The following is a 26,096-nucleotide window of genomic DNA, read 5'->3' on the forward strand; positions in this document are numbered from 1 at the left end:
CCGCGACTAGAGCCTGCGAAGTCCACTGAGCACCCTTTCGAGCAAGTTGTGGTCTGGTTGTCCATGGTCGAGCTGAGGGGTGTGCAGGCGTACCAGACCCTCGTCGGCCATGTCGGCGATCAACACCCGCGCCACCCCGAGGGGGACCCGGAGCAGCGCGGAGATCTCCGCGACCGAACGCACGGAACGGCAGAGCGTCATGATCGCTTCCTGCTCGGGCTCGAGCATCGAGTAGTCATCGCTCATGAACGTCACCGTGGAGACCAACGTCTCCATCGCCAGATGGTAACGCGGTTCCGCACGTCCTCCGGTGACGGCGTAGGGACGGAACAACGGCTCTTCCATCTCGCCGCCCATCCCGCCGTCCGGCGTCCAGTCACGCCCGCGCATGCCACACCCGGTCCACGGTCATCACCTGCGGGTGGTCTGCAGCTCGGCCCGGAGCGCCGGGGTGAGGGTCTGACCTGCCCGATCGACCAGCAGGGTCATCTGGTAGGCCACCAGCCCCATGTCACAGTCGGCGGCGGCCAGCACGGTGAGGCAGGAGCCGTCGCTGATGGCCATCACCATCAGCAGACCGCGTTCCATCTCCACGACGGTCTGGGTCACCTCGCCGGCCTCGAAGATCCGGGCCGCCCCGAAGGTCAGGCTGAGCAGCCCCGCGGCCACCGCCGCCAGCTGGTCGGCCCGGTCCGGCGGGAAGCCGTCGGAGCTGGCCAGGCGCAGGCCGTCCGCGGAGACCACCACCGCGTGCGCGACACCCGGGGTGCCGCGGACGAACTCGGTGATCAGCCAGTCGAACCGGCGCGCCTCGGCGCTCAGGTCGGTCACGAGCTCTCCTCCTCGGTGACGGGACCGCCGGTCACCGGCCCGGTCCCCGGGTTCGCCAGGTCGGCCCGGCCCCGCCGTACGCCTTTCTGGAAGCTGGACATGCGGTCGCGCACCGCGTCGGCGGAGACCGGCGGCTGGGTGCGCGGGGCTCCCGCCGTGCTCCCCTGGCTCCCCGTGCTCACCGAGCCGGGCACCAGGTTCGCCTTCGGCGTGCGGCGCGGCAGGCCCGACGCGGTGACCCCGCCGGCCGCCGGCTCACTGGCCGCCGCCGCGGCCTGGAAGCCGCTGTCCGCCGTGGACCACCAGGAGCTCTCCTGCTTCGGTACGGCCTGCGGCCCTGTCTGCGAGGTTTGCGCCGGCTGAGACGGTTGCGCGGGAACCGCCGGAGGCTGCTGATCCGGCCGCTTGAACCACGCCGACTCCACCGAGGCGAAGATCGGCAGGTACTCGTCGCCGCGTTCCAACGGCGGTGCGGGAACGTTCGATGCGGGCGGCGCGCCCAGCACCGGGAACGCTCCGGAGTGCTCAGTGAAAGCCGGGAACGAGCCGGTGGAGTTCCCTCCCGAGGGCTCGGTGAAGGCCGGGAACGAACCGGTGGAATTCCCCCCCGGGGATTCGGTGAAGGCCGGGAACGAACCGGTGGAATTCCCCCCCGTGGGCTCGGTGAAGGCCGGGAACGAACCGGTGGAATTCCCCCCCGAGCGTTCGGTGAAGGCCGGGAACACGTCCGTGGAGTCGTGCCCCCCGGAACGCGGCGGTGGCGCGAAGGCGCTGGTCCCGGGCTTGCGCTGGGGCAGCGCGCCGGTCGTGGGCGCGTTCCAGGCGGGCGCCTCGACAGCCGCGGTCTCCGGGTACCCGGGCGCCGCGGGCTTGGCGTCCGGGTTGGAGATCAGTTCCGCCGGCATGAGCACCATGGCGATCACCCCGCTCACGTCGCCCCGGCGCAGCTGCACCCGGATGCCGTGGCGCAGCGACAGCCGGCCGACCACGAACAGGCCCATGCGGCGGGACACCGACACGTCCACGGTGGGCGGCTCGGCCAGCCGCCGGTTGATCTCGACCAGCTCGTCGGGCGTCAGGCCGATGCCGCTGTCGCTCACCGCCAGCAGCACCGCGCCGCCCTCGATCGGGCTGCTGGAGACGATCACCTTGGTGTTGTTCGGGGAGAACGCGATCGCGTTCTCCACCAGTTCGGCCACCAGGTGCACCACGTCGTTGGCGGCGTGCCCGGCCACCGCGGCCGAACGGTGCACCCGCACGGTGACCCGCTCGTACCCCTCCACCTCGGAGAGCGAGGCGCGCACGACGTCCACCAGGCGGGCCGGCCGGCTGCGCTTGCGCGCCGCCTCGTGCCCGGCCAGCACCAGCAGGTTCTCGGAGTTGCGGCGCATGCGGGTGGCCAGGTGGTCCAGCTTGAACAGGTCGGCCAGCCGGGTGCCGTCCTGCTCGCCGCGCTCCAGGCCGTCGATCAGCGAGATCTGCCGCTCCACCAGGGTCTGGGTGCGCCGCGACAGGTTCACGAACATGGCGTTGACGTTGGCGCGCAGCTGCGACTCCTCGGACGCCAGCCGGACCGCCTGCCGGTGCACCGCGTCGAAGGCCTGCGCCACCTCACCGATCTCGTCCCGGCCGCCGACGGCGATGGCCTCGGGTTCCGGCGCCTGGCGGGACTCGTTGGACTCACGCATCTGCCGGACCATGTCGGGCAACCGGCTCCCGGCGATCTCCAGGGCCTCGGCCCGCAGGCGGCGCAGCGGGCGCACCATGGACCGGGCGATCAGCACCGTGGTGGCCAGCACCAGCATCAGCAGGGCCAGGATCAGCGCGCCCGCGATGATCGCGCTGCGCTGCTCGGCGGACTCCAGGACGCGGGCCCGGTCCAGCACCCGGGCGGCCACCCCCTGTTCGACCGTGGTGATCCCGTCGAGTACGGCGGTGTTGTCGCGGAACCACTGCTGGGCGGTGACCACCCGGCCGGGCACCGGGCGCAGCGGGTGGTTGCGGGAGCCGAGCGCCACCGCCCACGCCTTGGTCATCTCCACGTCCCTGGCGGCGCTGGTGGTCCGAGTGGCGTAGTAGGCGGTGAACGCCTGGGTGTCGGCCTCGGCGTTGAACGCCGTCACGTAGCCGTTCTGCCGGGACCAGGAGCCGAGGAAGCGCTGCAGGTCGTCAGGGGTGAACGACTGGCGGGGTTCGAGCAGCTCGGCGGTGAGGAAGGCGCGCTGCTGGGAGGCCTCCTCCTTGGCGTGGGCCAGCGCGCTGAGCGCCCGGGAGGCCGAGACCACCTGGGCGTCGTCGCTGATCTCCCCCAGGTCGTCGTGGAGCCGGAGCAGGGCGGCGATGGTGGCGGTGTAGTCGTACTGCACGGAGGCGGACGGGTCAGGGTCCCGCTCGGCGGCGTGCCCGTCGATCACCCGCTCCAGCCGGGCGGCGACCTGCGTGGCCTCCTCCTTGGCCCGGACGCCAAAGGAGTCGTCGATATGGCCCAGGTCCCGGAGGACTTCCGCGATCGAACGATCCACCACGGATTTCTGCTCGTCCAGCTCCTTCTGCTGCTGCTGGACCGTCCGGGTGCCGTCGCGGAGCGCGTTCCGCACGCCGTCGAGGCCCTCCACCCAGGCCTTGCGGTCCCGCTCGGTGCCCAGTTCGCGGCCGAGCGCGCGGAGCCTGGCGGCGTACTCGGCGGCGGTGATCGCGCGCTGGTTGGCGGCGATGCTGTCGACCGAGTCGGCCACCCGGATCCCGGCCAGGATTACCGCGATCAGTGTGGGGGCGAGGATCAGCGCGGTCAGCCGGATTGGCACCCGCCAGTTCCGTAGCGCGAAAGGGTTCGTTTTTTCGTTGTCTTCCGCAACGGCCGTTTCGGTGCCCACCGCTCCCCGCTATCCGTCTGACCTCATGTCTTCAACGCTCCTGACAGCGTGAAGTGACATAGCCACACAAGCGGGGATAATTCGACCACAACCCGGGCATAGCACGAGGCCTTACCGCTACTAGGGACCCAATCGTTACCAACTGGTGAGACAAACGACAAATACGGGCGATCATGACAGGTTGCCCATGATCGGCATAACTATCGCAGAGCAGCCAGAACCTGCTCACGGACCTGTACGCGCTGCTGTTCCTCCAGAATCGGGCGCCCCGCGCGATCCACCACATAGAAGACGTCCACCGCCTCCGCGCCGAGCGTCTCCACCCGGGCGGCCCGCACGTCGAGGCCGCAGTCCCCGAACGCCCTGCCGATCTTCCAGAGCAGCCCCGGCCGGTCGTGCGCCCGCACCTCGACCACGGTGGCCGTGTTGGAGGCGTCGTCCACCAGCGTCACCCGGGGCGGCGCCACCGGCACCCGTGGCGGGCGGAGCGAGCGGGTCCTGCGGGCCAGCCGCTGCTCGATGTCCAGCCGCCCGGCCAGCACCAGCCGCAGGTCGGCCTCCAGGGTGGCGGGGTCGGGGGGCGTGCCGTACTCGGGCACCACCGCGAATTCGATCACCGCCGTGGAGCCCGCCGAGGCCGCCGACGCCGAACGCACCACCATGCGGTGCGCGGCCAGCACCCCGGCCGCCCGCCAGAGCAGCCCAGGCCGGTCCGGCGCGACCACGGTCACCGCGCCCCCGTGCACCCGTACGGCGCCGCCGCCGTGCCGGGCCAGCGACGCCTGTTCCTGGCTGAGGCTGGGCGCGGGCGCCGGCGGCGTGCCGGACAGCGCCGACCTGACCCGGCGCACCAGGTCCGAGACCAGCGAGGCCTTCCAGCTGTTCCAGGCGGCCGGACCGGTGGCCAGGCCGTCCGCCACCGCCAGGGCGGCCAGCAGTTCGAGCACCTCGCGGGAGCCCACCGCCTCGGCCACCCGGGAGATCGTCACCGGATCGTCCAGGTCCCTGCGGGTGGCGGTCTCCGGCAGCAGCAGGTGGTGGCGGACCATGAGGGCCAGCACGTCCACGTCGGCGGGCGGCAGGCCCATCCGGGACGCGATGTCGCGCACCACGATCTCGCCGGTGGTGGAGTGGTCGCCCGGCCAGCCCTTGCCGATGTCGTGCAGCAGGGCGCCGATCAGCAGCAGGTCGGGCCGGGACACCTCGCGGGTGAAGGCGGCGGCTCCGGCGGCGGTCTCGATCAGGTGCCGGTCCACGGTGTAGGTGTGGATCGGGTTGCGCTGCGGGCGGTGCCGTACCCGCTCCCAGTCGGGGATCAGCCGGACCAGCACGCCCGCCTGGTCCAGCTCCTCCCAGACCGGGACGGCCGCGCGGCCCGCGCCGAGCAGCCCGACCAGGGCGTCCCTGGCCTCGTCCGGCCAGGGCACGGGGAGCGGCGGGGACTGGGCGGCCAGCATGCTCACGGTGGCGGGGGCCAGCGGCAGCCCCGCCTCGGCGGCGGCCGCGGCGGCGCGCAGCACCAGGACCGGATCGTTGCGCGGGCTGACCCCGCGGGCCAGCACCACCTCGCCGCCGTGCTCCACCACGCCGTCGGCGAGCGGTCTGCGGCCACGTGGCGCGGGACCGGACAACAACCGGTCCACGGTCCGCCAGGTGGCGTCGAAGGAATGGGCGATGGTCCGCCCGGCCTCGGCCAGACGGCGCATCAGCGCCTCGGCGTCCAGCAGGCCCAGCGTGCCGGCCACCGCGTCCTGCTCCTGGAGCACCAGCCGGTCGGTCCCGCGCGCGGTGACCAGGTGCAGCCCGTGCCGGATGTCCAGCAGCAGCTCGTACGCCTCCCGGACCCGCGGCCCCGGCGCGGAGGCCACCCAGGCGGCGGCCACCGCCTGCATCGCCTGCACGTCCCTGATGCCGCCCCGGGCGTCCTTGAGATCGGGTTCCAGCAGGAAGGCCAGCTCCCCGCTGCCGTCGGCGCGCTTGTCCGCGGCCTCGCGCAGCTCGGCGAGCCGGCGCCGGGAGTCCGCCCGCCACTCCACCAGCACGGCTTCCCGCGCCGCCCGGGTGAGCTCGGGGTCCCCGCTGACATGCCGGGCCTGGATCAGGCCGAGCACGGCCTTGAGATCCTCCCGCGCCACCTTGGTGGCCTCGTCCACGGTGCGGACCGAATGGTCCAGGCCCATGCCGGAGTCCCAGATGGGATACCAGATACGGTCGGCGATCTGGGCCACATCGTCCCGGCCGTTGTGCAGCAGGACCAGGTCGAGGTCACTGCCGGGCGCCAGCTCGCCCCGGCCGAGGCTGCCGACCGCGACGAGCGCGACGCCGCTGACCCCGTGGTGGGGTCCGGCGGCGCCGCGCTCCGCGGCATGCTCAGGCCGCGCCCTGAGCTCGCTGTCGAGGAGGCCGCTCTTCCCGTTCCGCTGGCTGATCGCCGTACGGAACAGATCGGTGAGCCAGCGGTCGATGTCCGCGGCCCGCTCCTTGCGGGCCGCGGCGAACGAGCGAGCTTCCCCTCTCATCATTCGGTTACAGCGCCTCCGGCCCGCGTTCACCGGTGCGGACACGGATCACCGTGTCCACCGGCACGGACCAGACCTTGCCGTCGCCGATCTTGCCGGTCTGCGCGGCCTTGACGATGACGTCGATGACGTCCTCGGCGTCGTCCTCCTCGGCCAGCACCTCCACCCGGACCTTGGGCACCAGGTCAACCTGGTACTCGGCGCCGCGGTAGACCTCGGTGTGGCCCTTCTGACGGCCGTAGCCGCTGGCCTCGCTGACGGTCAGGCCCTTGATGCCGAACTGCTCCAGCGCCGCCTTGACGTCGTCGAGCTTGAACGGCTTGATCACTGCGGTGATGAGTTTCATGCGTCCACCTTCTTGGCCTCAGCCGGAACCGCCGGCCCGTTCGGCGAGGTTACGCCCGAGGAGTGGATGGTGCCGAGGTCGTACCCAGTCTCGGCGTGGGTGGTGATGTCGATGCCGGTGACCTCGTCCTCCCGCGTGATGCGGAAGCCCATGGTCTTGTCGATGATCTTGCCGAGGATGAAGGTGACCACGAAGGAGTACAGGCCGACCGCGACCGGACCGAGCACCTGCACACCCAGCTGGGAGATCGGACCGCCGAGCAGGATGCCCTTGTTCTGGCCGTCCGCGAACGGGTAGGCGGCGACGAAGCCCAGCGCGACCGCGCCGATCACACCGCCGACCAGGTGCACGCCGACCACGTCGAGCGAGTCGTCGTAGCCGAGCTTGTACTTCAGGCCGACCGCCACCGCACAGATGGCACCGGCCAGGATGCCGATCACGGCCGCCGCCCAGGGGTCGACGAAACCACAGGCCGGGGTGATGGCGACCAGACCGGCTACCGCGCCGGAGGCGATGCCCAGCGTGGTGGAGCGGCCGTCGCGCAGCTTCTCCACGACGATCCAGGAGCCCGCCGCGATGGCGGTGGCGATCTGGGTGTTCATGAAGGCCAGGCCGGTGGTGCCGTCCACCGCCAGCTCGGAGCCGGCGTTGAAGCCGAACCAGCCGAACCACAGCAGACCGGCGCCGAGCAGGACCAGCGTCAGGTTGTGCGGGCGCATCGGGTCCTTGCCCCAGCCGGAGCGCTTACCAAGCACCAGAGCCAGGGCCAGCGCCGCGGCACCGGCATTGATGTGGACGACCGTACCACCGGCGAAGTCCTCAATGCCGAGACCGGCCAGCCAGCCACCGCCCCAGACCCAGTGGGCGACGGGGAAGTACACGACAGTGGCCCACAGGGCGGCGAAGACGACCCAGGCGCCGAACTTGGCGCGGTCCGCGATGGCGCCGCTGATCAGCGCGACCGTGATGATCGCGAAGGTCAGCTGGAAGACCGAGAAGACCAGGCTGGGCATTCCGGTGCCATCGTCCTTGGTGGCGGTGTCGACCAGGCCCGACAGTCCGACGTTGTCCAGACCGCCGACGATCTTGTTGATGAAGCCGCTGCCGTCGCCAGCCGCGTCGAAGGCGAGCGAGTGTCCGTAAAGTACCCAGGCGACCGTCACCACGACGATACTCACCCAGGACATCATCATCATGTTCAGGACGCTCTTGGCCCTGGTCATGCCCCCGTAGAAGAACGCGAGACCCGGCGTCATGAGCAGCACGAAAGCCGCGCTGGTCAACATCCAGGCTGTGGAGCCGCTATCGATTTCCATGCCGATGCGACCCTCCTTCCAATTGGCGTATGGCCGGTTATCACTGGCGCAGTGGGCTTCACACAGGCTTCATTGACCGGCTGGCGCACTGACGTTTGCGGTTGAACCTCGCCCGTCGCCACCGCCTGCCGCCTGCGTGCCCTGGCGTCCGCCCGGCTGCCCATCGGCCGTTGGTCCCGGGTTGGCTCTCCCGTGGCCGCCAGCGTGTTCTTCCGCCGTTTCAGGTCCCGACCTTGCGTGTTTCACATCTGTGAAACTCGTTATCGCGATGTTTCGGTCTGGTTTCGGCGGGGCCGTACACACGAAAACGCGCACCCCATAACGGGGTGCGCGTTACTCTCCGTGTTCTTCCGCAGGTCAGGCGGCGGCGTGCGCCATCTTCCTGAGGCGGGCCAGCGCGTCGCGTTCCACCCGGCGGGCCCGGTCCCGGCCGATGCCGTACCGCTCGCCGACCTCGGTCAGGGTGTGCTCGCGGCCGTCGACCAGGCCGTACCGCCAGCGGAGCATCTCCCTGGCCTGGCCCTCCAGGCCGGTCAGCCACTGCTCCAGGCGCTCCTTCTCCAGGGTGGCCATGGCCTGCTGCTCGGGGTCGGCCCAGGTGTCGTCGGCGATCATGTCGCCCAGCTCGGTCTCGTCCTCGTCACCCACGCCGAGCTGGAGGGAGACCGGGTCGGAGGCCCACCGGCGCAGCTCGCGGACCCGCTCGATGGGCAGGTCCAGCACCTCGGCCAGGTCGATGTCGGTGGGTTCCACGTCGAATTCGGCCAGCATGTCACGGCGCACCCGCATCAGCCGGGTCATCTGCTCCCCGGCGTGGGTGGGCAGCCGCACCGGGCGGGCCTGCTCGTGAATGGCCCGGCCCACCGACTGGCGGATCCACCAGGTCGCGTACGTCGAGAACTTGTAACCCCGTCGATAGTCGAATTTCTCCACCGCACGCACCAGGCCCAGGTTCCCCTCCTGCACCAGGTCGATCAACGGCATCCCACGCCCCGAGTATTTGCGCGCCACCGCCACCACCAGCCGGAGGTTGGCCTGGATGAACTCGTCCTTGGCCCGCTGACCGGAGATCGCGATGCGTTCCAGCTCCTCGTCCAACGCGTCCGTCACCTTGGGTTCGGGGTCGCCGCCGTCCAGCAGCTGCTCGGCGAAGAGGCCGGCCTCGATGCGCTTGGCGAGTTCCACCTCCTCCTCGGCCGTCAACAGCGGCACCCGCCCGATCTCGGCAAGGTAGGTCCCCAGTAGATCGCGCTCCACGACCTCAGGTGTGCGATTCCCCGTCGCCATTTCGATGGCCACCTCGTTCCGCCGCGGCAATGAACAGAACATCTTCGTCCTGGTACGACCAACGGCTCGGACAGGGCAAAGATTCCCTTAACAATTACGACCGGAGAACGGTTTTGGATTCCTCCTTTAGGAGGATGCGCACCCCGGAAATTCCCCGGACTGCCCGCGGAAAGCGGAATCAAACGATCCGGCGCCCCGACCGCCACACCTGTGCCACCAGCGGAACCCCTGGCCGGTAGGCCAGATGCGTGTACGACGGCGCGTCCAGGATCACCAGATCGGCGCGGCGCCCGGGGGCGAGCATGCCGATGTCGGTACGGCGCAGCGCCTCGGCCCCGCCCAGCGTCGCCGCCCGCACCGCCTCGGCCGGCGTCAGCCCCATCTCCCGTACGGCCAGCGCCACACAGAACGGCATCGAGGAGGTGAACGAGGAGCCGGGGTTGCAGTCGGTGGCCAGCGCCACCCGCACCCCGGCGTCCAGCAGCCGCCGCCCGTCCGGGTACGGCGAGCGCGTCGAGAACTCCACCCCCGGCAGCAACGTGGCCACCACCCCGCTCGCGGCCAGCGCGTCCACGTCCTCATCGGTGAGATAGGTGCAGTGGTCGGCCGCGGCGGCCCCCAGCTCACAGGCGATCCGCACCCCTGGACCGGGCCCCAGCTGGTTGGCGTGCACCCGAGGCTGGAGCCCCGCCTTGATCCCGGCGGTGAGCACCTCCCTGGCCTGGTCCTCGTCGAAAGCCCCCCGCTCGCAGAACACGTCCACCCATTTGGCGAACGGCGCGCAGGCGTCCAGCATCGGCCCGGTGACCAGGCGCACGTAGGCGTCCGGGTCGCCGTCGGGCACCACGTGCGCGCCCAGGAAGGTGGTCTCCGGGGTGAACGCGGCGGCGATCTCCAGGGAGCGGCGCTCGTCCGCCACGGTCAGGCCGTAGCCGCTCTTGATCTCCACGGTGGTGGTGCCCTGGGCGGCCATCTCGGCCACCAGCACGGCGGTGCCCGCGGCCAGCTCGGGGGTGGTGGCGGCCCGGGTGGCGGCCACCGTGGTGCGGATGCCGCCCGCCGCGTACGGCCGCCCGGCCATCCTGGCCTCGAACTCGGCGGTGCGGTCCCCGGCGAAGACCAGGTGGGCGTGGCTGTCCACGAAGCCGGGCAGCATGGCCCTGCCGTCCACGTCCACGTTCTGGTCGGCCAGCGGGGCCCGGCGCTCGGGGCCCGCCCAGACCACCGACTCGTCCTCGATCACCAACGCGGCGTCCGTGATCTCCGGGCACTCCGGGTCGGCCGTGTAGAGCTGCCCGATCCCGTGGAACAGCGTCGCCGTCATGTCGCCCCTTACTCCCGCACTGCGATGATCGCGTCCTGGAGCAGCGTGCCCGCGTCGCCCAGGAGATGCCTGCCGTTTTCAACGATCAGGCGGCCCCCCGAGACCACCGAGCGCACGTCCGCCGCGGTCGCCGCGAACACCACCGATTCCACCGCCGAAGAGGCGGTCGCGCCGGCCGTGCGGACCGAGTCGAGCCGGACCGTGACCAGATCGGCGTGCGCGCCCGGCAGCAGGAACCCGGCGTCGGGGAAGCCGAGGGAGGCGTGCCCGGCGGCGGTGGCGGCGTGCAGCAGCTCGGCCGCCTGCCAGTGGCCGCGCTCCTCGGTGGCCAGCCGCTCGTCCAGCTCGACCGCGCGGGCCTCCTCGAACAGGTCGATCACCGCGTGGCTGTCGGAGCCCAGGGTGATCGGGCTGCCGGCCTCCAGCAGGCGGCGGGCGGGGCCGATGCCGTCGGCGAGGTCGCGTTCGGTGGTCGGGCACATGCAGACGTGGGTGGCCGAGCCGGACAGCAGCGCCACGTCCACGTCCGACACGTGGGTGGCGTGCACGGCGGTGGAGCGCGGGCCGAGCGCGCCGTGCTCGTGCAGCACCTGCACGGGGGTGGCGGCGTAGGCGGCCACACAGGCGTCGTTCTCGGCGCGCTGCTCGGAGACGTGCGCGTGCAGCGGCCCGGCGATCCGGTGCGCGAGCTCCACCACCACCGGCATCTGCTCGGGCGGCACCGCGCGCACCGAATGGATGGCGGCGCCGATCTCCACGTCGTCGGCGTCGTGGTAGATGGCGGCCAGCGCCTCGGCGCGCTCGGCCCAGCTCTTGGCGTGGCCGTCGCAGAAGCGCTGCTGCGGGATGGTCGGGGCGGCGCCGAAACCGGCGCTGAGGTAGCAGGTGTCCAGCAGCGCGATGCGCAGCCCCGCCTCCCTGGCCGCCTGGACCAGCGCGTGCGCCATGGCGTTGCGGTCCAGGTACGGCACGCCTCCTGGCCCGTGGTGGACGTAGTGGAACTCGCCCACCGAGGTGATCCCGGCCAGCGCCATCTCCGCGTACACGGCCCTGGCCAGGGCGAGGTAGCTGTCGGGGTCGAGGCGGGCGGCCACCGCGTACATCTGCTCGCGCCAGGTCCAGAACGAGCCGCGCTCGGTCTGGGTGTGGCCGCGCAGCGCGCGGTGGAAGGCGTGCGAGTGCGCGTTGGCCAGGCCGGGGATGGTCAGCCCGGCGAGCCGGACCGCACTCGGCGGCGGGTCCACGCCGGCCACGACGTCGGTGATCCAGCGGCCCTCGACGGTGACCAGCACCCGGGAGTGCACCTCCCCGGGCGGCAGCCAGGCCAGCTCGCACCAGTACGCGGTCATGTCCGCCCCCCGCACAGGTCGGCCAGCACGGCGGTCAGCGCGGTCACGCCCGCCAGGCAGTCGGCCGGTTCGGCGAACTCGGCCGGGGAGTGCGAGACGCCGGTCGGGTTACGCACGAACAGCATGGCGCTCGGCACGCCCGCCGAGGCCAGGATCCCGGCGTCGTGCCCGGCCCCGGTGGGCAGGATCTGCGCGGCCCCGCCGTCCAGCGCGGCGCCGGCCACCGTGGCCAGGTGGTCGCGCAGCTCGGGGGCGAAGGTCACCTCGGGGGTCCAGGACTCGCAGACCACCTCGGGGCCTTCGGAGAGTTCGGCCACCAGGCGGCGGACCTCCTCCTCGCGGGCGCCCCGCGCGTCCAGCCAGGCCGAGACCAGGGAGGGCACGGCGTTGGCGTTGTTGGGGACGACCTGCACCTTGCCGAAGGTGGCGACCACGCCGAGCCGTTCGGCGGCGGCGCGGGCGGCCAGCACGGCCTGGGCGTAGCGGAGCATCGGGTCGTCCCTGTCGGCCAGCGCGGTGGTGCCGGCGTGGTCGGCGGTGCCGTGGAAGTCGAAGCGCCACCGGCCGTGCGGCCAGATCGCGCTGGCCACGCCCACCGGACCGCGCAGCGCCCGGCCCTGCTCGACGTGGAGTTCCACGAAGACGGCCACCTGGCGCAGGGTCGGCTTGTCCAGGCCCAGGCTCAGCGGATCCCGGCCCTGCGCGCGCATCGCCTCGGCCAGCGTGACGCCCGCCTCGTCGGTGAGACCGCGGGCGCGTTCCGGGGTGAGCGCGCCGGTGAGCAGCCGGGAGCCGACGCAGGGCACGCCGAACCTGGCCCCCTCCTCGTCGGTGAAGCAGACCACGCCCAGCGGCCGGGCGGGCTGGAAGCCGTCGCGGCGGAGCCGGTCCACCGCGTGGAAGGCGGAGACCACGCCCAGCGGACCGTCGAAGGCGCCGCCCTCGCGGACCGAGTCCAGGTGGCTGCCGGTGACCACACCGGGACGCTCGGCCGGGTCGCCCCACCAGGCCCACAGGTTGCCGTTGCGATCCTCGTACCGGGTCAGGGCGCGGGCGTCGGCCTCCTGGCAGAACCACTCCCGCAGCTCCAGTTCGGCGGGCGACCAGGCGTCCCGCCGGTAGCCCCCGGTCCTGGTCCGGCCGATTCCTGCAAGTACGTCGAGCATGTCCCCCACCCTACTGAATGGACCTATTCAGGTCACCGGCCCGGGCGCCGGGCGGAGAGTGATCTCGGTGACATGCGCGTCGGGGGTGGCGGTCACGGCGGCCAGCACCGCCGCCGCGACGGACTCGGGGGCCAGGTACCGCTCCGGCTGGTACTCCCCGTTCTCCTGGGCGCGCACCCGGCGCTGCATGTCGGTGTCCACGCGGCCGGGGAAGATCGAGGTCACCCGGATCGCGGGCTCCTCCAGGCGGAGGCCGTCGGCCAGGGCGCGCAGCGCGTGCTTGCTGGCGCCGTAGGACGCCCAGCCGGGGTGGACGCGCAGGCCGGAGCCGGAGTTGATGAAGACCACCTGGCCCCGGGTGGCGCGCAGCGCGGGCAGCAGCAGCCGGGTCAGCTCGGCCACCGCCACCACGTTCACCTCGTAGGTGGCCCGCCAGACCTCGGCGGGGGTGGTCGCGATGGCGCCCAGGGTGATCACTCCGGCGCTGTGCACCAGCAGGTCCACCCGGCCCAGATGGGCGACGTCGGCCTCGGTCAGCTCGGTGAGGTCCACCGGGAGCGGGTGGGCGCCCAGTTCCTGGCAGATCTTCTCCAGGGCCGCCCCGCCCCGGCCGCCGAGGACCAGCGCGTACCGGTCGGCGAGCGCCCTCGCGACCGCGGCCCCCACTCCACGCGACGCCCCTGTGATCAGGGCGACCGGACGTTCGCTCATGCCTCCCACCCTAACCCGGTGAATCGATCATGGCTTTCTGCGGACGGTCGCGAAACTGTCGGTGACGACCGGCAGCATGGTGGGAAAACCGCTTGACCCTGACGCCGGGTGAGCCTTCATGCTGGCGTTTCCCCTGAACCCCATATATCGGAGACCACTATGATCATCGAGGCTCACGACCTCCGGAAGACTTTCACCGCCAAGCGTGGTCGCGGCAAGACCGAGCAGGTCGAGGCGGTCCGGGGCATCGACCTCGCCGTGGAGAAAGGCGAGATCTTCGCCGCGCTCGGCCCCAACGGGGCGGGGAAGACCACCACCGTGCGCATGCTGGCCACCTTCATCGCCCCCACCTCGGGCACCGCCCGGGTGGCCGGTTACGACGTGGTGAAGGAGGCCGCCAAGGTACGGGAGAACATCGGGTACGTGAGCCAGGCCGGTGGGGTGGACGAGAACTCCCCCGGTCTGGAGAGCCTGATGCTGGCGGCCAGGATCAGCGGCATGTCCAAGAAACAGGCCAGAGCCAGGGCCGACGAGCTCCTTGAGGCGTTCAGCCTGACCGAGATCGCCAATCGCCCGGCCAAGACCCTCTCCGGCGGGCAGAAGCGCCGCTTCGCGCTGGCCATCGGGCTGGTCACCGCCCCGCCACTGGTCTTCCTGGACGAGCCCACCACCGGTCTGGACCCGCAGAACCGCGCCAACCTCTGGGACGAGGTGCGCGCCCTGCGCGACCAGGGCACCAGCGTGCTGCTCACCACCCACTACCTGGACGAGGCGGACGCGCTCTGCGACCGGCTGATCATCGTCGACCACGGCCAGATCGTCGCCCAGGGCACGCCCAACGAGCTTAAGAAGGAGGTGGCCGGGGACGTGGTCACCCTCCGGCTCAAGGGTGTGGACGAGGCCAGGGAACTGCTCGCCGCCCAGCCGTACATCAAGGAGGTCCGGGCCGAGGACGACCTGCTCCGCGCCTACCTGGACGACGGCGAGCACGGGCTGCCGCGCCTGCTCCGCGCGCTGGAGGAGCGGAGCCTGACGCTGGACTCCATCTCGCTGGACCGGGCCACGCTCGACGACGTCTTCCTCCGCCACACCGGCCGCTCGCTGCGCGACGCCGCCTGACCACCCCCTGCTTCCCTTACCTGAAGGAATCCCCGATGCTTCGCCATACGTCCCTGTTCCTCGGCTACGAGCTGCGTTTCCTGCTCAGGAACCCGGTCTGGCCGCTGTTCGGCATCATCCAGCCCGTGATGTACCTGCTCTTCTTCGCGCCGCTGCTGGGCAGCACCACCCAGAGTGGTTCGATGCCCGAGGTGCTGGCCATGTTCACCCCCGGCTCGATGATGATGATCGCGTTGTTCGGGTCGCTGTTCGGCGGGTTCGGGCTGATCAACGAGACCCGCAACGGCGTGCTGGAGCGGCTGGCGGTCAGCCCGGCCTGGCCCCCGGCCATCATCCTGGGCCGGGCGGCCAAGGACATGCTGGTCCTGGTCGTCCAGGCCATCCTGGTGATGGGCATCGCCATGATCATGGGGCTGCGCATCACGCTGCCCGCCTTCCTGCTCATGCTCGGCCTGATGGCGTTGACCGGCCTGTTCGCGGCCACCCTCTCCTACGGGCTGGCGCTGGCCCTCCGCGACGAGAACGGCATGTCGCAGCTCGTGCAGTTCTTCGCCATGCCGCTGACCCTGATCGCCGGGCTCTTCCTGCCGGTCTCGCTCGGGCCGGACTGGCTCCAGACGCTGGCCAGGTTCAACCCGCTCTACTACGGGGTGGAGGCCGGGCGCGCGCTGTTCCGCGACGACCTCGGCGACAGCACCATCCCGGTCGCCTTCGGGCTGCTGGCCGTGCTGTCCCTGATCACCATCACCTGGTCGATGCGGTCGCTCCGCAAGATGGCCGGTTAGGAAGATGGCCGGGTAGGTCTCACCAGAAGACCTGGTGCTGTTCGGCCACCCGCTCGTACTCCTCCAGGCGGGCCTGGGTGCGCAGCGGCGCCGCGTCGGCCATCGCCTCCACCAGGAGCATGGCCAGGGCCAGCGGCGCCGCGTGCGAGTCGAACACCAGCCGCTCCCCGACCGGCGCGTCCAGCACGACGTCGGCGGGGAACGGCACGCCGGGCCGATCCGTGATCGCCGCCACCTTCAGCCCCAGCTTCCTGGCCAGTTCCAGGCCCCGTACGGCCTCGGCCGGATAGCGGGGCAGCACGACGGCCAGCAGCCAGTCCGCCCCCGCGCGGCGGGCCGCGTGCAGCGTGTCCGAGAGCTCAGAGCCGCCGTGGGTGAGCAGCCGCACGTCGGGGTGGATGCGCCGCGCGTAGTACGCGAACGTGGTGGCCAGACCGCTCGACACGCGCAGGCCCAGCACCGGCAGCGGCTCGCAGGCCGCCAGCGCGCCGCCCAGCGCCACCAGCCCGGAGTCCGGCGCGAGCACCCGTTCCCTGAGCGCGACCAGGTTCCTGATCTCCGCGTCCACCGCCTCGCCGAGCCGCGCCCGCTCACCGGTGGCGTCCACCGGGACGGGCACGCCGCGGTCCAGGACCAGCGGCCGGAGCGCGTGCCGGAGCTCCGGATATCCGGCGAAGCCCAGCGCCGCCGCGAACCGGGTGACCGAGGGCTGGCTCACCCCGGCCCGGCCCGCCAGCTCCACACTGGACAGGAAGATCGCCTCATGCAGGTGTTCGGCCAGGTAGTGGGCGATGCGCCGCTGCACCGGCGAGAGCCGCCTGCCGGCCAGCAACCGGTCGAGTCCCTCGGCCACACACACCTCCAGAGCTGTTCCAGCGGCTGGCACACCGTACCCGGCCGGAAGCGGTGCTCAGACCCTTGGGATTTCTGCACCGTTTCCCGACAAATGTTCATCATCAGCACCATCAGGGTCTGCGATGATGACCATCCCTGAATGATCGGTTCTCATCCGCAGAAGGGCAAAATCTCCATGAGGCGCTGGGTTGCCCTGGCCGCAGCCGCCCTGCTCGCCGTGTCCGTCACACCGGGCACGGCCACCGCGCAGGCCGCTCCGCCGCACCCGCTGCAGGCGATCAAGAAACAACTCCACTCCGGCCACGGCGTACGCCTCGCCGAGCTGAGCTGGGTCACCATCAAGAAGGAGCGGGTGACCGTCCTGCGCTCCTTCAGCGACCTGCAGCTCAGCCCCCGAGGGGTGGTCGGCTACGACCTCTCGGTCAAGCTGGAGCCGCTGGAAGACGAGGGCCCCGCGTACGACGCGCTGGTCTCGGCGAACATGCTGGACCAGGTGCAGATCACGCACGCGGGCGGCGCGACGTACATGATCGGCGACTTCGACTCCCGGCCGCTGCCGACCGGCAAGAGCTGGATCCGGCTGACCACGCCCCTCCCGGACATGTACACCAACCAGTCGGTCGACCTGTTCAACCCCCGGATCCGGACCGCGCTGCTGCGCGGGAAAACCGGTAAGGCCGTCTCCGGCGGCGGACGCCTCTACCAGGGGGTGGTGACCTCCGCGCGGCTGGAGAAACTGCGCACCGGGAAGACCATCAAGGACAAGTCCAAGGTCCTCTGGCGGCTCTGGACGGACGCCAAGGGCCTGCCCCTGCGGCTGCGCTCCACCTATTTCCTGGACCTGGAGTTCCTGAAGGCGGAGGTGAGCACCGAGACCCGCTTCCGCGACTGGGGTGTGCCCATGGTCATCACTCCCCCGCCGGCCAGCCAGGTGGTCAACGAGAGCGAACTCCCGCCCTTCACCTTCGAGCTCCCCGCGGACCTGCTGAAGGCCACCTCGTGAGGCGGTGGATCGCGGTGGCCGCGGCCGTCCTGGCGGCGGTCACCGTCCCGGGTATCGCCGACGCGCAGACCGCGCCGCCGGACCCGGCGCAGGCGGTGCGGAGCCGGCTCCAGCACCAGACCGGCGTGACCGTGGCCGAGGTGGCGCGGTTCTCCCTGGCCAAGGGGGGCTTCCGGCGCATCCGCGTGCAGAGCGAGGTGCAGCTCGGGCCGGACGGGCCGGTCGGGTCGTACATGAAGATCTACGACGTCCCTGACCCGAACACGCCGTGGACGCTGGAGGCCGACCGGCGGGCCTCGCTGAACGCGGTCGACCGCTACAACGCGATCTACGCCGACGGTCGCATGCACCTGCTGGACGAGGGTCTCTACGCCTCCCTGCCGGACGGCAAGACCTGGTACCGGACACCTGCCGACTCGGGCGACAAGCCGGCCTTCACCGTCCAGCGGATCGACGTGTACAACCCGCTCGTGCTGGCCTCCCTGGTCGCCGGCAAGAAGGCCACGGCGGTCCAGGGCGGCTGGCTCTACCAGGGCACCACCAGCTACAAGGCGCTGTCCAAGGCCGCCGGTGACCGTGTCCTGGACACCGACCCCAAGCCGATCCGGTGGTGGCTGTGGACCGACGCGACGGGCCTGCCCGCCCGCCTGCGTACCGCGGAGTCCGCGGGTGACTTCCGCCATTCGGGCTCGGCCAATGTCGACACCCGGTTCAGCGACTGGGGAAGGGCTCTGGTGGTCACCGCCCCGCCCGCCGACCAGGTGGCCGACGAGCGGTTGCCGGTCAAATAACCAGTGAGATAACCGGGGCTCAGCCCTCCCGCATGGGGATCCGCACGTCGCGGGCCGCCGCCACCTCGGCGGCCTCCGGGTAACCGGCGTCGACGTGCCGGATCACCCCCATGCCGGGATCGTTGGTGAGCACCCGGTTGATCTTCTCGGCGGCCAGCGGCGTGCCGTCCGCGACGGTGACCTGCCCGGCGTGGATGGACCGCCCGATGCCCACCCCGCCGCCGTGGTGGAGGGACACCCAGGACGCGCCCGAGGCCACGTTCACCATGGCGTTGAGCAGCGGCCAGTCGGCGATCGCGTCGGAACCGTCCGCCATGCCCTCGGTCTCCCGGTACGGCGAGGCCACGCTGCCGCAGTCCAGATGGTCCCGCCCGATGACCACGGGGGCCCGCAGGGTGCCGTCGGCCACCATCTCGTTGAAGCGCTCCCCGGCCCGGTCCCGCTCGCCGTACCCGAGCCAGCAGATCCGGGCGGGCAGGCCCTGGAAATGCACCCGCTCCCCGGCCAGCCTGATCCACCGGGCCAGCGACTCGTTCTCGGGGAACAGGTCAAGCACCGCCTGGTCGGTGGCGTGGATGTCGGCCGGGTCGCCGCTCAGCGCCGCCCACCGGAACGGGCCCTTGCCCTCGCAGAACAGCGGCCGGATGTAGGCGGGCACGAATCCGGGGAACGCGAACGCCCGCTCGTACCCGGCCAGTTTGGCCTCGCCCCTGATGGAGTTGCCGTAGTCGAACACCTCGGCTCCGGCGTCCTGGAAGCCGACCATGGCCTCGACATGCCGGGCCATCGACTCCCTGGCCCGGGCGGTGAACCCCGCCGGGTCCTTCTCGCGGGCCTCGGCCATGTCCTCGAAGGCGATGCCGAGCGGCAGGTACATGAGCGGGTCGTGGGCCGAGGTCTGGTCGGTGACGATGTCGATCTCCGCCCCCCGCCGGAGCAGTTCGGGCACCATCTCGGCCGCGTTGCCCGCCACCCCGATGCTGAGCGGGCGGCGCTCGGCCTTGGCCCGGTAGGCGAGGGCGAGGGCCTCGTCCAGGTCGGCGGCGCGCACGTCCAGGTAGCGGTGCTCGATCCGGCGCTCGATGCTGCGCGGGTCGCAGTCCACGCAGATGGCCACGCCGCCGTTCATGGTGACCGCGAGCGGCTGCGCGCCGCCCATGCCGCCGAGCCCGGCGGTGAGGGTGATCGTCCCGGCCAGCGAGCCGCCGAACCGCTTGGCGGCCACGGCCGCGAAGGTCTCGTACGTGCCCTGCAGGATGCCCTGGGTGCCGATGTAGATCCAGGACCCGGCGGTCATCTGGCCGTACATGGTGAGCCCGGCCGCCTCCAGCCGCCGGAACTCCTCCCAGCTGGCCCAGTCGGGCACCAGGTTGGAGTTGGCGATGAGCACCCTGGGCGCCCACTCGTGGGTGCGGAACACGCCCACCGGGCGGCCGGACTGCACCAGCAGCGTCTCGTCGGCCGCCAGCGTGGTCAGCGTGCGCACGATGGCCTGGAAGGAGGGCCAGTCCCTGGCGGCCTTGCCGGAGCCGCCGTACACGACCAGTTGCTCGGGGTGTTCGGCCACCTCGGGGTCCAGGTTGTTCTGGATCATGCGCAGGGCGGCCTCCTGCGGCCATCCTTTCGCGGTGAGCGCGGTTCCGCGCGGCGCCCTGACGGTGGGCATGGCCGTCCTCCTGAATGAACGTATTCACTACTGTCACTCGAAGGATAAGCCGGGGATCGGGGATAAAGCGGGGCACCCCGGTGTCCAGTGGTCCGAGGTACCCCTCCCGCGGCCCTGGACGCGAGCCGCACGCACGCGTTGATCCAGGAGCCCGGTAGTGGCGGAGGAGAGGCTCCGCATCCTCTGAGGTGCCCGTGATCAGGGCCACCCATCGCACGGTCCGGCAAATCTCCGGCAAGGATCACGAGGGCGAATACGGGGCGTTTCAGGAAGTGGCCCCGGCCAGGAACTGGGTGGTGGCCAGATCCCGGTAGAGCTCGTCCACGGCGATCAGTTCCTCGTGGGTGCCGGTGGCCCGGACCCGCCCCGCCTCCATCACGATGATCCGGTCGGCCCCGGTCACCGTGGAGAGCCGGTGCGCGATCACCAGCACCGTGGTCTCCCTGGCCACCTCGGCGATGACCTCGCGGAGCCTGAGCTCGTTGACCGCGTCCAGCTGCGAGGTGGCCTCGTCGAGCAGGAGCAGCCGGGGGCGGCGGAGCAGCGCGCGGGCGATGGCCACCCGCTGCCGCTCCCCGCCGGACAGCAGCACGCCCCGGTGGCCGACCTGGGTGTCCAGCCCCTCGGGCAGCCGGGCCACCAGGTCGTCCAGGCGGGTGCGGGCGAGCGCCTGGACGACCTCCTCCTCGGTGACGTGCGGCGCGGCGAAGGTGAGGTTCTCCCGGAGGGTGCCGTCCAGCACGGGGGCGTCCTGCTCGACGTAGCCGACGGCGGCGCGCAGTTCGGCCAGGTCCCACTCCCTGATCGGGCGGCCGCCCACCGCGATCTCGCCGGAGACCGGCTCGTAGAAGCGTTCCAGCAGCCCGAACACGGTGGACTTGCCCGCTCCCGAGGGCCCCACCAGGGCGGACAGACCGCCCGCGAGCACCTCGAAGCTGACCCCGTCGTGCACGATCGGGCGGTCGGGGCCGTACTGGAAGGTGACGTCGGTGAAGACCAGGCCGACCGGCGGGCCCTCGGCGCGGGTGGGGGTGACGGCGGGTTCGGCGGGCAGTTCCTCGATCTCCCTGATGCGGGTGATGGCCACCAGGCCGTTCTGCAGCTGGGTGATGCTCTGGATCAGCTGGCCGATCGGTGCCACCAGGTAGAACAGGTAGAGCAGGAAGGCGATGAGCGTGGCGACGGGCATCGAGCCGTCGGCCACCCGCGCGCCGCCCACCCCGAGCACGGCCAGGAAGGCCAGCTGGACCGACATCCAGCCGCTGATCCCGGCCACCGACTGCCAGGCCGCCGAGGTGACCCCGCGGTCCCGGGCCCGGGTGGCCGCCGCCGCGACCACCGCGCTCTCCCTGCTCTCCGCGCCGCTGGCCTTGACCGTACGGAATGCCTGTAAGGCCCGGTCCAGCGCGGAACCCATGTCGCCGAGCGCCATCTGGGCCAGCTTGGTGGCGCGCCGGATCCTGGGGATGATCAGCAGGTTGATCAGCCCGACCGCGACGATGACGCCGAGCGTGGTCAGCAGCAGCACGCCGTCCATGATCGCCATCATCACGGCGGCGCCGAGGAACAGGAAGACCGAGCTGACCGCGTTGACCAGGGAGTCGGTGCAGACCGCGCGGAGCAGGGTGGTGTCGGCGGTGACCCTGGACAGCAGGTCGCCGGGTTTGAGCCGGTCCACCTCGGCCACCCGGAGGCGGAGGATGCGGTCCACCAGCCGGGTCCGGGCGCCGAGCACGATGCCCTCGCCCATGCGCTCCAGCAGGAACGACCCGGCGGCCGAGATCACCGATCCGGCGAGCACGGCGCCGAAGAGGGTGAGCACCGGACCGGCCAGGGAGCGGCCGGTGCCGAACGTCTCGATCACGCTCTTGGCCAGCAGCGGCATGGCCAGACCCGTGGCGCTGCCGACGAAGCCGAGCAGGGCGCCGATGATCAGTGTGCGGCGGTGCGGGCGGACGTGTTCCAGGAGTAATCGCCAGGCGGCCCGCTCGGCCAGGCCCTTGCCCGGCGCCTTGCCGGCCGGGCCCTCGCCGTTCAGTCCTGGCTCCCGAAGAGCCTCTTCCCGCCGAACTTCTTGTGCACCGCCTGCTTGCTGACCCCGAGGGCCATCGCTATGCGTTCCCATGAAATCCCCCGCACACGTGCTCGCCGTACCTGCACAGCCGCCAAACGATCCGCCTGGCGGCGTAGTTCCGCCGCGGCGGCGAGCGCGCGCAGCGGATCGTCGTCGGCCGCCTGGGTCACCAGAGCCACGAGTTCTCCGTTCATAGTGGTCAACCTACGTTTACCTACCCAAGTAGGTCAATTTCAGTTTACTCAATCAAGTGAGTCAACTGCAGTTGACCCTCGTACGCTCCTGGCGAAGTGGTGAATCTTTCATCGGATTCCGCCCGACACGGAGGGCGACATTTCCCATCTCCCGCCGCGAATCCCTGACGCGCACCCCCGTACCGGGCCGACAACTGGCCGCAACACTCTGTACACACCTGCGAAATCCCCCGAGTCTGGGAGCGCGCCGGGCCGTCCCAAGAAGACCGGTTCACCTCACGTGGTCGTTGCCGCATGAGGACCCTTCTCCGGCCATTTGCTTAACCGGTTAACGACGAAAGGTAGACCATGAGAAAACGGCTCGCACTCGCGGGTGCGACGGTCCTCGCCTTAGTGGCGTCCCTGCTCACGACCGCACTGCCCGCCGAGGCGGCGGTGGGTCTGCGGATCAGCGGCCGGAACATCGTCGAGGCCAACGGCAACAACTTCATCATCCGTGGCACCAGCCACGCGCACACCTGGTACCCGACCCAGACCAGCTCCATCGCCAACATCAAGGCCAAGGGCGCCAACGCGGTCCGGGTGGTGCTCAGCGGCGGCCGGTGGGCCGCCAACAGCGCCTCCGACGTGGCCAACGTCATCTCCCTCTGCAAGGCCAACAAGCTGGTCTGCATCCTGGAGAACCACGACACCACCGGGTTCGGCGAGCAGGGCGGCGCGGTCAGCCTGGACGCGGCGGTCAACTACTGGATCAGCATCCAGAGCGTGCTGACCGGCCAGGAGAACTCGGTCATCATCAACATCGGCAACGAGCCGTTCGGCAACAACGCGGTCACCCCGAACTGGACCCAGGCCACCAGCGCTGCCATCACCCGGATGCGCAACGCCGGCTTCCAGCACCTGCTCATGGTGGACGCGCCCAACTGGGGTCAGGACTGGCAGTTCATGATGCGCGACACGGCCTCCCAGGTGGCCGCCGCCGACCCGCAGCGCAACACGGTCTTCTCCATCCACATGTACGGCGTCTTCGACACCGCGGCGGAGATCAACGCGTACCTGAACGCCTTCCAGACCGCCGGGTTGCCGCTGGTCATCGGCGAGTTCGGGTTCGACCACTCCGACGGCAACCCCGACGAGGACACCATCATGGCCCAGGCGCAGTCCCGGGGCATCGGCTACCTCGGCTGGTCGTGGAGCGGCAACGGCGGCGGCGTGGAGTACCTGGACCAGGTCACCAACTTCAACCCCAACCAGATGACCTCCTGGGGCACCCGCCTCTTCAACGGCGCCAACGGCATCGCCTCGACCGCGGTGGAGTGCACGCTCTGCGGCGGCACCACGTCCACCGACACCACCCCGCCGACCACGCCGGGCACCCCGGCCGCGTCCAACATCACCTCCACCGGGGCCACCCTGACCTGGACCGCCTCCACCGACAGCGGCGGCTCGGGCCTGGCGGGCTACAACGTCTACCGGCGGGTGGGCACCACCGACACCCAGATCGCCACCTCCACCACCAACTCGGTCGCCCTGACCGGGCTGACGGCCAGCACCCAGTACCAGGTCTTCGTCCGGGCGCGTGACGGCGCGGGCAACCTGTCGGGCAACTCGACGCTGACCACCTTCACCACCAGCGCGCCACCGGTGGACACCACCCCGCCGACCATTCCGGGCACCCCGACCGTGTCCGGCGTGACCTCCACCGGCGCGACCCTGAACTGGACCGCCTCCACCGACAGCGGCGGCTCCGGCCTGGCCGGCTACAACGTCTACCGGCGGGTGGGCACCACCGACACCCTGCTCACCCAGTCCACCACCAACTCGGTCACCCTCACCGGGCTGACGGCCAGCACCCAGTACCAGGTCTTCGTCCGGGCCCGTGACGGCGCCGGGAACCTGTCCGGCAACTCCTCGCTGGCGACCTTCACCACCACCGGTGGCGGCACCGGCGGCGCCTGCACCGCGACCGGCACCGTGCAGACCCAGTGGGGCGACGGGTACGTCGTGCAGCCCGTCACCGTGACCGCCGGGTCCTCCGCCATCACGGCTTGGACGGTGACCTTCACCCTGCCGGCCGGCCACACCATCACCGGTTCCTGGAACGCCACCTTCACGACCAGCGGCCAGACCGTGACGGCCAAGAACATGAGCTACAACGGCAGTCTGGGCGCGGGCCAGAACACCAGCTTCGGCTTCCAGGTCAGCCGCCCCAACGGCAACACCGCCACCCCGTCGACCTACACCTGCACCTCCCCGTGAGGTGTTCGCTGACGGTCTGACCTGCTAGAACGGCACCAGAAATGGCCCCGGGACCCCCGGGGCCATTTTTCTTGGAAACTCGCGGAATCCGCGGGGCTCCATGCGGCGAATAGGCGGTCGAGGGCTCCGGCCGGACCACTCACCCAGCTAAACGACTGCCTACCGTCCTGAGAGGACAAGACCGACATGGAGCTCCGGATCAACCGGCGATCCCTGATCGCCGCGGGTGTCGCGGGGGCGCTGGCCGCCTCCTCGTTCGCCTTCCTCCGCCCGGCCGCCCCCAGCGCCTCCTCGCACCGCGAGGCCCCGCTGATCTCGGGCGACCCCCGCAACGACAACACCGACGTGTACGCCTTCGTCAGCCCCGACAAGCAGGACACGGTCACGTTGATCGCCAACTGGATCCCGTTCGAGGAGCCCAACGGCGGCCCCAACTTCTACTTCTTCGACACCAACTCGCGCTACAACATCAAGATTGACAACGACGGCGACGCCAAGCCGGACGTCACCTACCAGTGGACCTTCACCAACGTCGACAAGCGCGGCAACAGCACCTTCCTGTACAACAACGGGCCCGTCACCTCGCTGAACGACAAGAACCTGCTGTTCAAGCAGAAGTACACGCTCAAGCGCATCACCGCGAAGGGCGCCACCACCATCGGCACCGGCATCGTGGCGCCGAGCAACACCGGCCCGGCCTCCATGCCGGACTACGCCAAGCTCCGCGCCGAGGCGGTGGACGGCATCAAGGGCGGCGGCAAGCAGTTCGCCGGACAGTCCGACGAGGCGTTCTTCCTGGACCTGCGGGTCTTCGACCTGCTCTACGGCGGCAACCTGTCCGAGGTCGGGCAGGACACCACCCGCGGCTACAACGTGCACACGCTGGCCGTACAGGTGCCGAAGAAGGAGATCGCCCTGAAGGGCGACGTGTCCCGCAACCCGGTGGTCGGCATCTGGTCCACCACCGACAAGTGGAGCCCGAAGGGCTACGTGCAGGTCTCCCGGCTGGGCCAGCCACTGGTCAACGAGGTCGTCGTGCCGGCCGGTCTGAAGGACGCGTTCAACTCCCTCAGCCCCGACAAGGACGCCGGCATCCCGGCCGTGGTGAAGAAGGTCACCCACCCCGAGGTGCCCATGCTGCTGGAGGGCATCTACGGCCTGAAGGCCCCCAAGACCCCGCGTAACGACCTGGTCGAGATCTTCCTGACCGGCATCGCGAAGAAGAACGGCCCGATCAAGGCCGACCTGAACTCGCAGATCCTCAACAAGGACGCGGGCAAGCTGCGCCCCTCCGAGATGCTCCGGCTGAACATGTCCGTCCCGGTCACCGCCAACCCGAACCGGCTCGGCGTGCTCGCCGGCGACCTCCAGGGCTTCCCGAACGGCCGCCGTCTCGGCGACGACGTGGTGGACATCGCCCTCCAGGCCATGGCGGGGGCCGCCCAGACCGGCCAGCTCGTCCAGGCCCTGGCGGCCGGTGACAAGGTCGACCGGAACGACGTCCCGTTCCTGACGACCTTCCCGTACATCCCGGACCCCAGCAACACCGCCGTCAACCAGCCGTGACATTGGCCGCGCCTCCGGCGCGGCGGGCGTCGAGCATCATGTTGAACATGGCCAGCATGCCG

At 70.9% G+C, this 26,096-nt stretch carries 21 protein-coding genes; 6 read left to right on the forward strand and 15 right to left on the reverse strand.

What is annotated here, in order from left to right; translation table 11 throughout:
• Nucleotides 1-6: 6 nt before the first annotated feature.
• The 11 genes from KIP79_RS18075 to KIP79_RS18125 all read right to left on the reverse strand — a co-directional run bounded on the left by KIP79_RS18075 (nucleotide 7) and on the right by KIP79_RS18125 (nucleotide 13,722).
• Complete coding sequence (locus KIP79_RS18075) at nucleotides 7-390, reverse strand: DUF742 domain-containing protein (RefSeq protein ID WP_214105998.1); 384 nt, start codon at nucleotides 388-390, stop codon at nucleotides 7-9.
• Between the two features lie 21 nt (nucleotides 391-411).
• On the reverse strand, nucleotides 412-831 hold the full coding sequence (locus KIP79_RS18080) for a roadblock/LC7 domain-containing protein (RefSeq protein ID WP_372453605.1): 420 nt from the start codon (nucleotides 829-831) through the stop codon (nucleotides 412-414).
• On the reverse strand, nucleotides 828-3,635 hold the full coding sequence (locus KIP79_RS18085; protein WP_214105999.1) for a sensor histidine kinase: 2,808 nt from the start codon (nucleotides 3,633-3,635) through the stop codon (nucleotides 828-830). Before KIP79_RS18085 ends, KIP79_RS18080 begins: the two co-directional genes overlap by 4 nt.
• Nucleotides 3,636-3,904: 269 nt before the next feature.
• Entirely contained in the window at nucleotides 3,905-6,226 is a 2,322-nt protein-coding gene (locus KIP79_RS18090) for a [protein-PII] uridylyltransferase (protein ID WP_250213404.1), read from the reverse strand.
• A gap of 4 nt (nucleotides 6,227-6,230) precedes the next feature.
• A complete protein-coding gene (locus KIP79_RS18095) occupies nucleotides 6,231-6,569 on the reverse strand; it encodes a P-II family nitrogen regulator (protein WP_214106000.1) in 339 nt (112 codons plus the stop codon).
• Nucleotides 6,566-7,885, reverse strand: coding sequence for an ammonium transporter (locus tag KIP79_RS18100; protein WP_214106001.1), 1,320 nt, complete (start codon nucleotides 7,883-7,885; stop codon nucleotides 6,566-6,568). Before KIP79_RS18100 ends, KIP79_RS18095 begins: the two co-directional genes overlap by 4 nt.
• Nucleotides 7,886-8,242: 357 nt before the next feature.
• The gene (locus KIP79_RS18105; RefSeq protein ID WP_250213405.1) at nucleotides 8,243-9,172 is read right to left on the reverse strand and encodes a sigma-70 family RNA polymerase sigma factor; all 930 of its coding nucleotides are present in this window, start codon (nucleotides 9,170-9,172) and stop codon (nucleotides 8,243-8,245) included.
• 178 nt (nucleotides 9,173-9,350) lie between these two features.
• Entirely contained in the window at nucleotides 9,351-10,496 is a 1,146-nt protein-coding gene (hutI, locus tag KIP79_RS18110) for an imidazolonepropionase (protein WP_214106002.1), read from the reverse strand.
• A gap of 8 nt (nucleotides 10,497-10,504) precedes the next feature.
• Nucleotides 10,505-11,845, reverse strand: a complete 1,341-nt coding sequence (locus tag KIP79_RS18115) for a formimidoylglutamate deiminase (protein WP_214106003.1) — start codon at nucleotides 11,843-11,845, stop codon at nucleotides 10,505-10,507.
• Entirely contained in the window at nucleotides 11,842-13,011 is a 1,170-nt protein-coding gene (locus KIP79_RS18120) for an allantoate amidohydrolase (protein ID WP_214106004.1), read from the reverse strand. Before KIP79_RS18120 ends, KIP79_RS18115 begins: the two co-directional genes overlap by 4 nt.
• Before the next feature lie 27 nt (nucleotides 13,012-13,038).
• Complete coding sequence (locus KIP79_RS18125; RefSeq protein WP_214106005.1) at nucleotides 13,039-13,722, reverse strand: SDR family oxidoreductase; 684 nt, start codon at nucleotides 13,720-13,722, stop codon at nucleotides 13,039-13,041.
• Between the two features lie 159 nt (nucleotides 13,723-13,881).
• On the opposite strand from KIP79_RS18125, the gene KIP79_RS18130 reads away from it, so the two are divergent.
• Together KIP79_RS18130 and KIP79_RS18135 are read left to right on the forward strand one after the other, a co-directional pair.
• Nucleotides 13,882-14,841 carry an ATP-binding cassette domain-containing protein gene (locus KIP79_RS18130; protein ID WP_214106006.1) on the forward strand — a complete coding sequence of 320 codons (960 nt, stop codon included), beginning with the start codon at nucleotides 13,882-13,884 and terminating at the stop codon, nucleotides 14,839-14,841.
• A 35-nt stretch (nucleotides 14,842-14,876) separates the two neighbouring features.
• A complete protein-coding gene (locus KIP79_RS18135; protein WP_214106007.1) occupies nucleotides 14,877-15,626 on the forward strand; it encodes an ABC transporter permease in 750 nt (249 codons plus the stop codon).
• Nucleotides 15,627-15,645: 19 nt separating this feature from the next.
• On the opposite strand, the gene KIP79_RS18140 is transcribed toward KIP79_RS18135, so the two are convergent.
• The gene (locus KIP79_RS18140) at nucleotides 15,646-16,479 is read right to left on the reverse strand and encodes a MurR/RpiR family transcriptional regulator (RefSeq protein WP_308169771.1); all 834 of its coding nucleotides are present in this window, start codon (nucleotides 16,477-16,479) and stop codon (nucleotides 15,646-15,648) included.
• Between the two features lie 177 nt (nucleotides 16,480-16,656).
• Here KIP79_RS18140 and KIP79_RS18145 point away from each other — a divergent pair, with 177 nt between their 5' ends.
• Together KIP79_RS18145 and KIP79_RS18150 are read left to right on the forward strand one after the other, a co-directional pair.
• Complete coding sequence (locus KIP79_RS18145) at nucleotides 16,657-17,484, forward strand: hypothetical protein (protein ID WP_214106008.1); 828 nt, start codon at nucleotides 16,657-16,659, stop codon at nucleotides 17,482-17,484.
• A complete protein-coding gene (locus KIP79_RS18150) occupies nucleotides 17,481-18,275 on the forward strand; it encodes a hypothetical protein (protein ID WP_214106009.1) in 795 nt (264 codons plus the stop codon). The genes KIP79_RS18145 and KIP79_RS18150 overlap by 4 nt, the downstream gene beginning before the upstream one ends.
• A gap of 19 nt (nucleotides 18,276-18,294) precedes the next feature.
• Here KIP79_RS18150 and hutU read toward each other — a convergent pair whose 3' ends face one another.
• The 3 genes from hutU to KIP79_RS18165 all read right to left on the reverse strand — a co-directional run bounded on the left by hutU (nucleotide 18,295) and on the right by KIP79_RS18165 (nucleotide 22,209).
• The gene (gene hutU / locus KIP79_RS18155) at nucleotides 18,295-19,941 is read right to left on the reverse strand and encodes a urocanate hydratase (RefSeq protein ID WP_214106010.1); all 1,647 of its coding nucleotides are present in this window, start codon (nucleotides 19,939-19,941) and stop codon (nucleotides 18,295-18,297) included.
• Nucleotides 19,942-20,206: 265 nt separating this feature from the next.
• Complete coding sequence (locus tag KIP79_RS18160) at nucleotides 20,207-22,066, reverse strand: ABC transporter ATP-binding protein (RefSeq protein WP_214106011.1); 1,860 nt, start codon at nucleotides 22,064-22,066, stop codon at nucleotides 20,207-20,209.
• A complete protein-coding gene (locus KIP79_RS18165; RefSeq protein ID WP_214106012.1) occupies nucleotides 21,976-22,209 on the reverse strand; it encodes a hypothetical protein in 234 nt (77 codons plus the stop codon). Before KIP79_RS18165 ends, KIP79_RS18160 begins: the two co-directional genes overlap by 91 nt.
• 348 nt (nucleotides 22,210-22,557) lie before the next feature.
• On the opposite strand from KIP79_RS18165, the gene KIP79_RS18170 reads away from it, so the two are divergent.
• Together KIP79_RS18170 and KIP79_RS18175 are read left to right on the forward strand one after the other, a co-directional pair.
• Nucleotides 22,558-24,468: a cellulase family glycosylhydrolase gene (locus KIP79_RS18170; protein ID WP_214106013.1), complete on the forward strand. Its 1,911-nt coding sequence runs from the start codon at nucleotides 22,558-22,560 to the stop codon at nucleotides 24,466-24,468.
• Between the two features lie 186 nt (nucleotides 24,469-24,654).
• The gene (locus tag KIP79_RS18175) at nucleotides 24,655-26,034 is read left to right on the forward strand and encodes a DUF4331 domain-containing protein (RefSeq protein WP_214106014.1); all 1,380 of its coding nucleotides are present in this window, start codon (nucleotides 24,655-24,657) and stop codon (nucleotides 26,032-26,034) included.
• Nucleotides 26,035-26,096: the final 62 nt, after the last annotated feature.

This window comes from Acrocarpospora catenulata (assembly GCF_018476525.1).
Lineage (GTDB): Bacteria > Actinomycetota > Actinomycetes > Streptosporangiales > Streptosporangiaceae > Acrocarpospora > Acrocarpospora catenulata.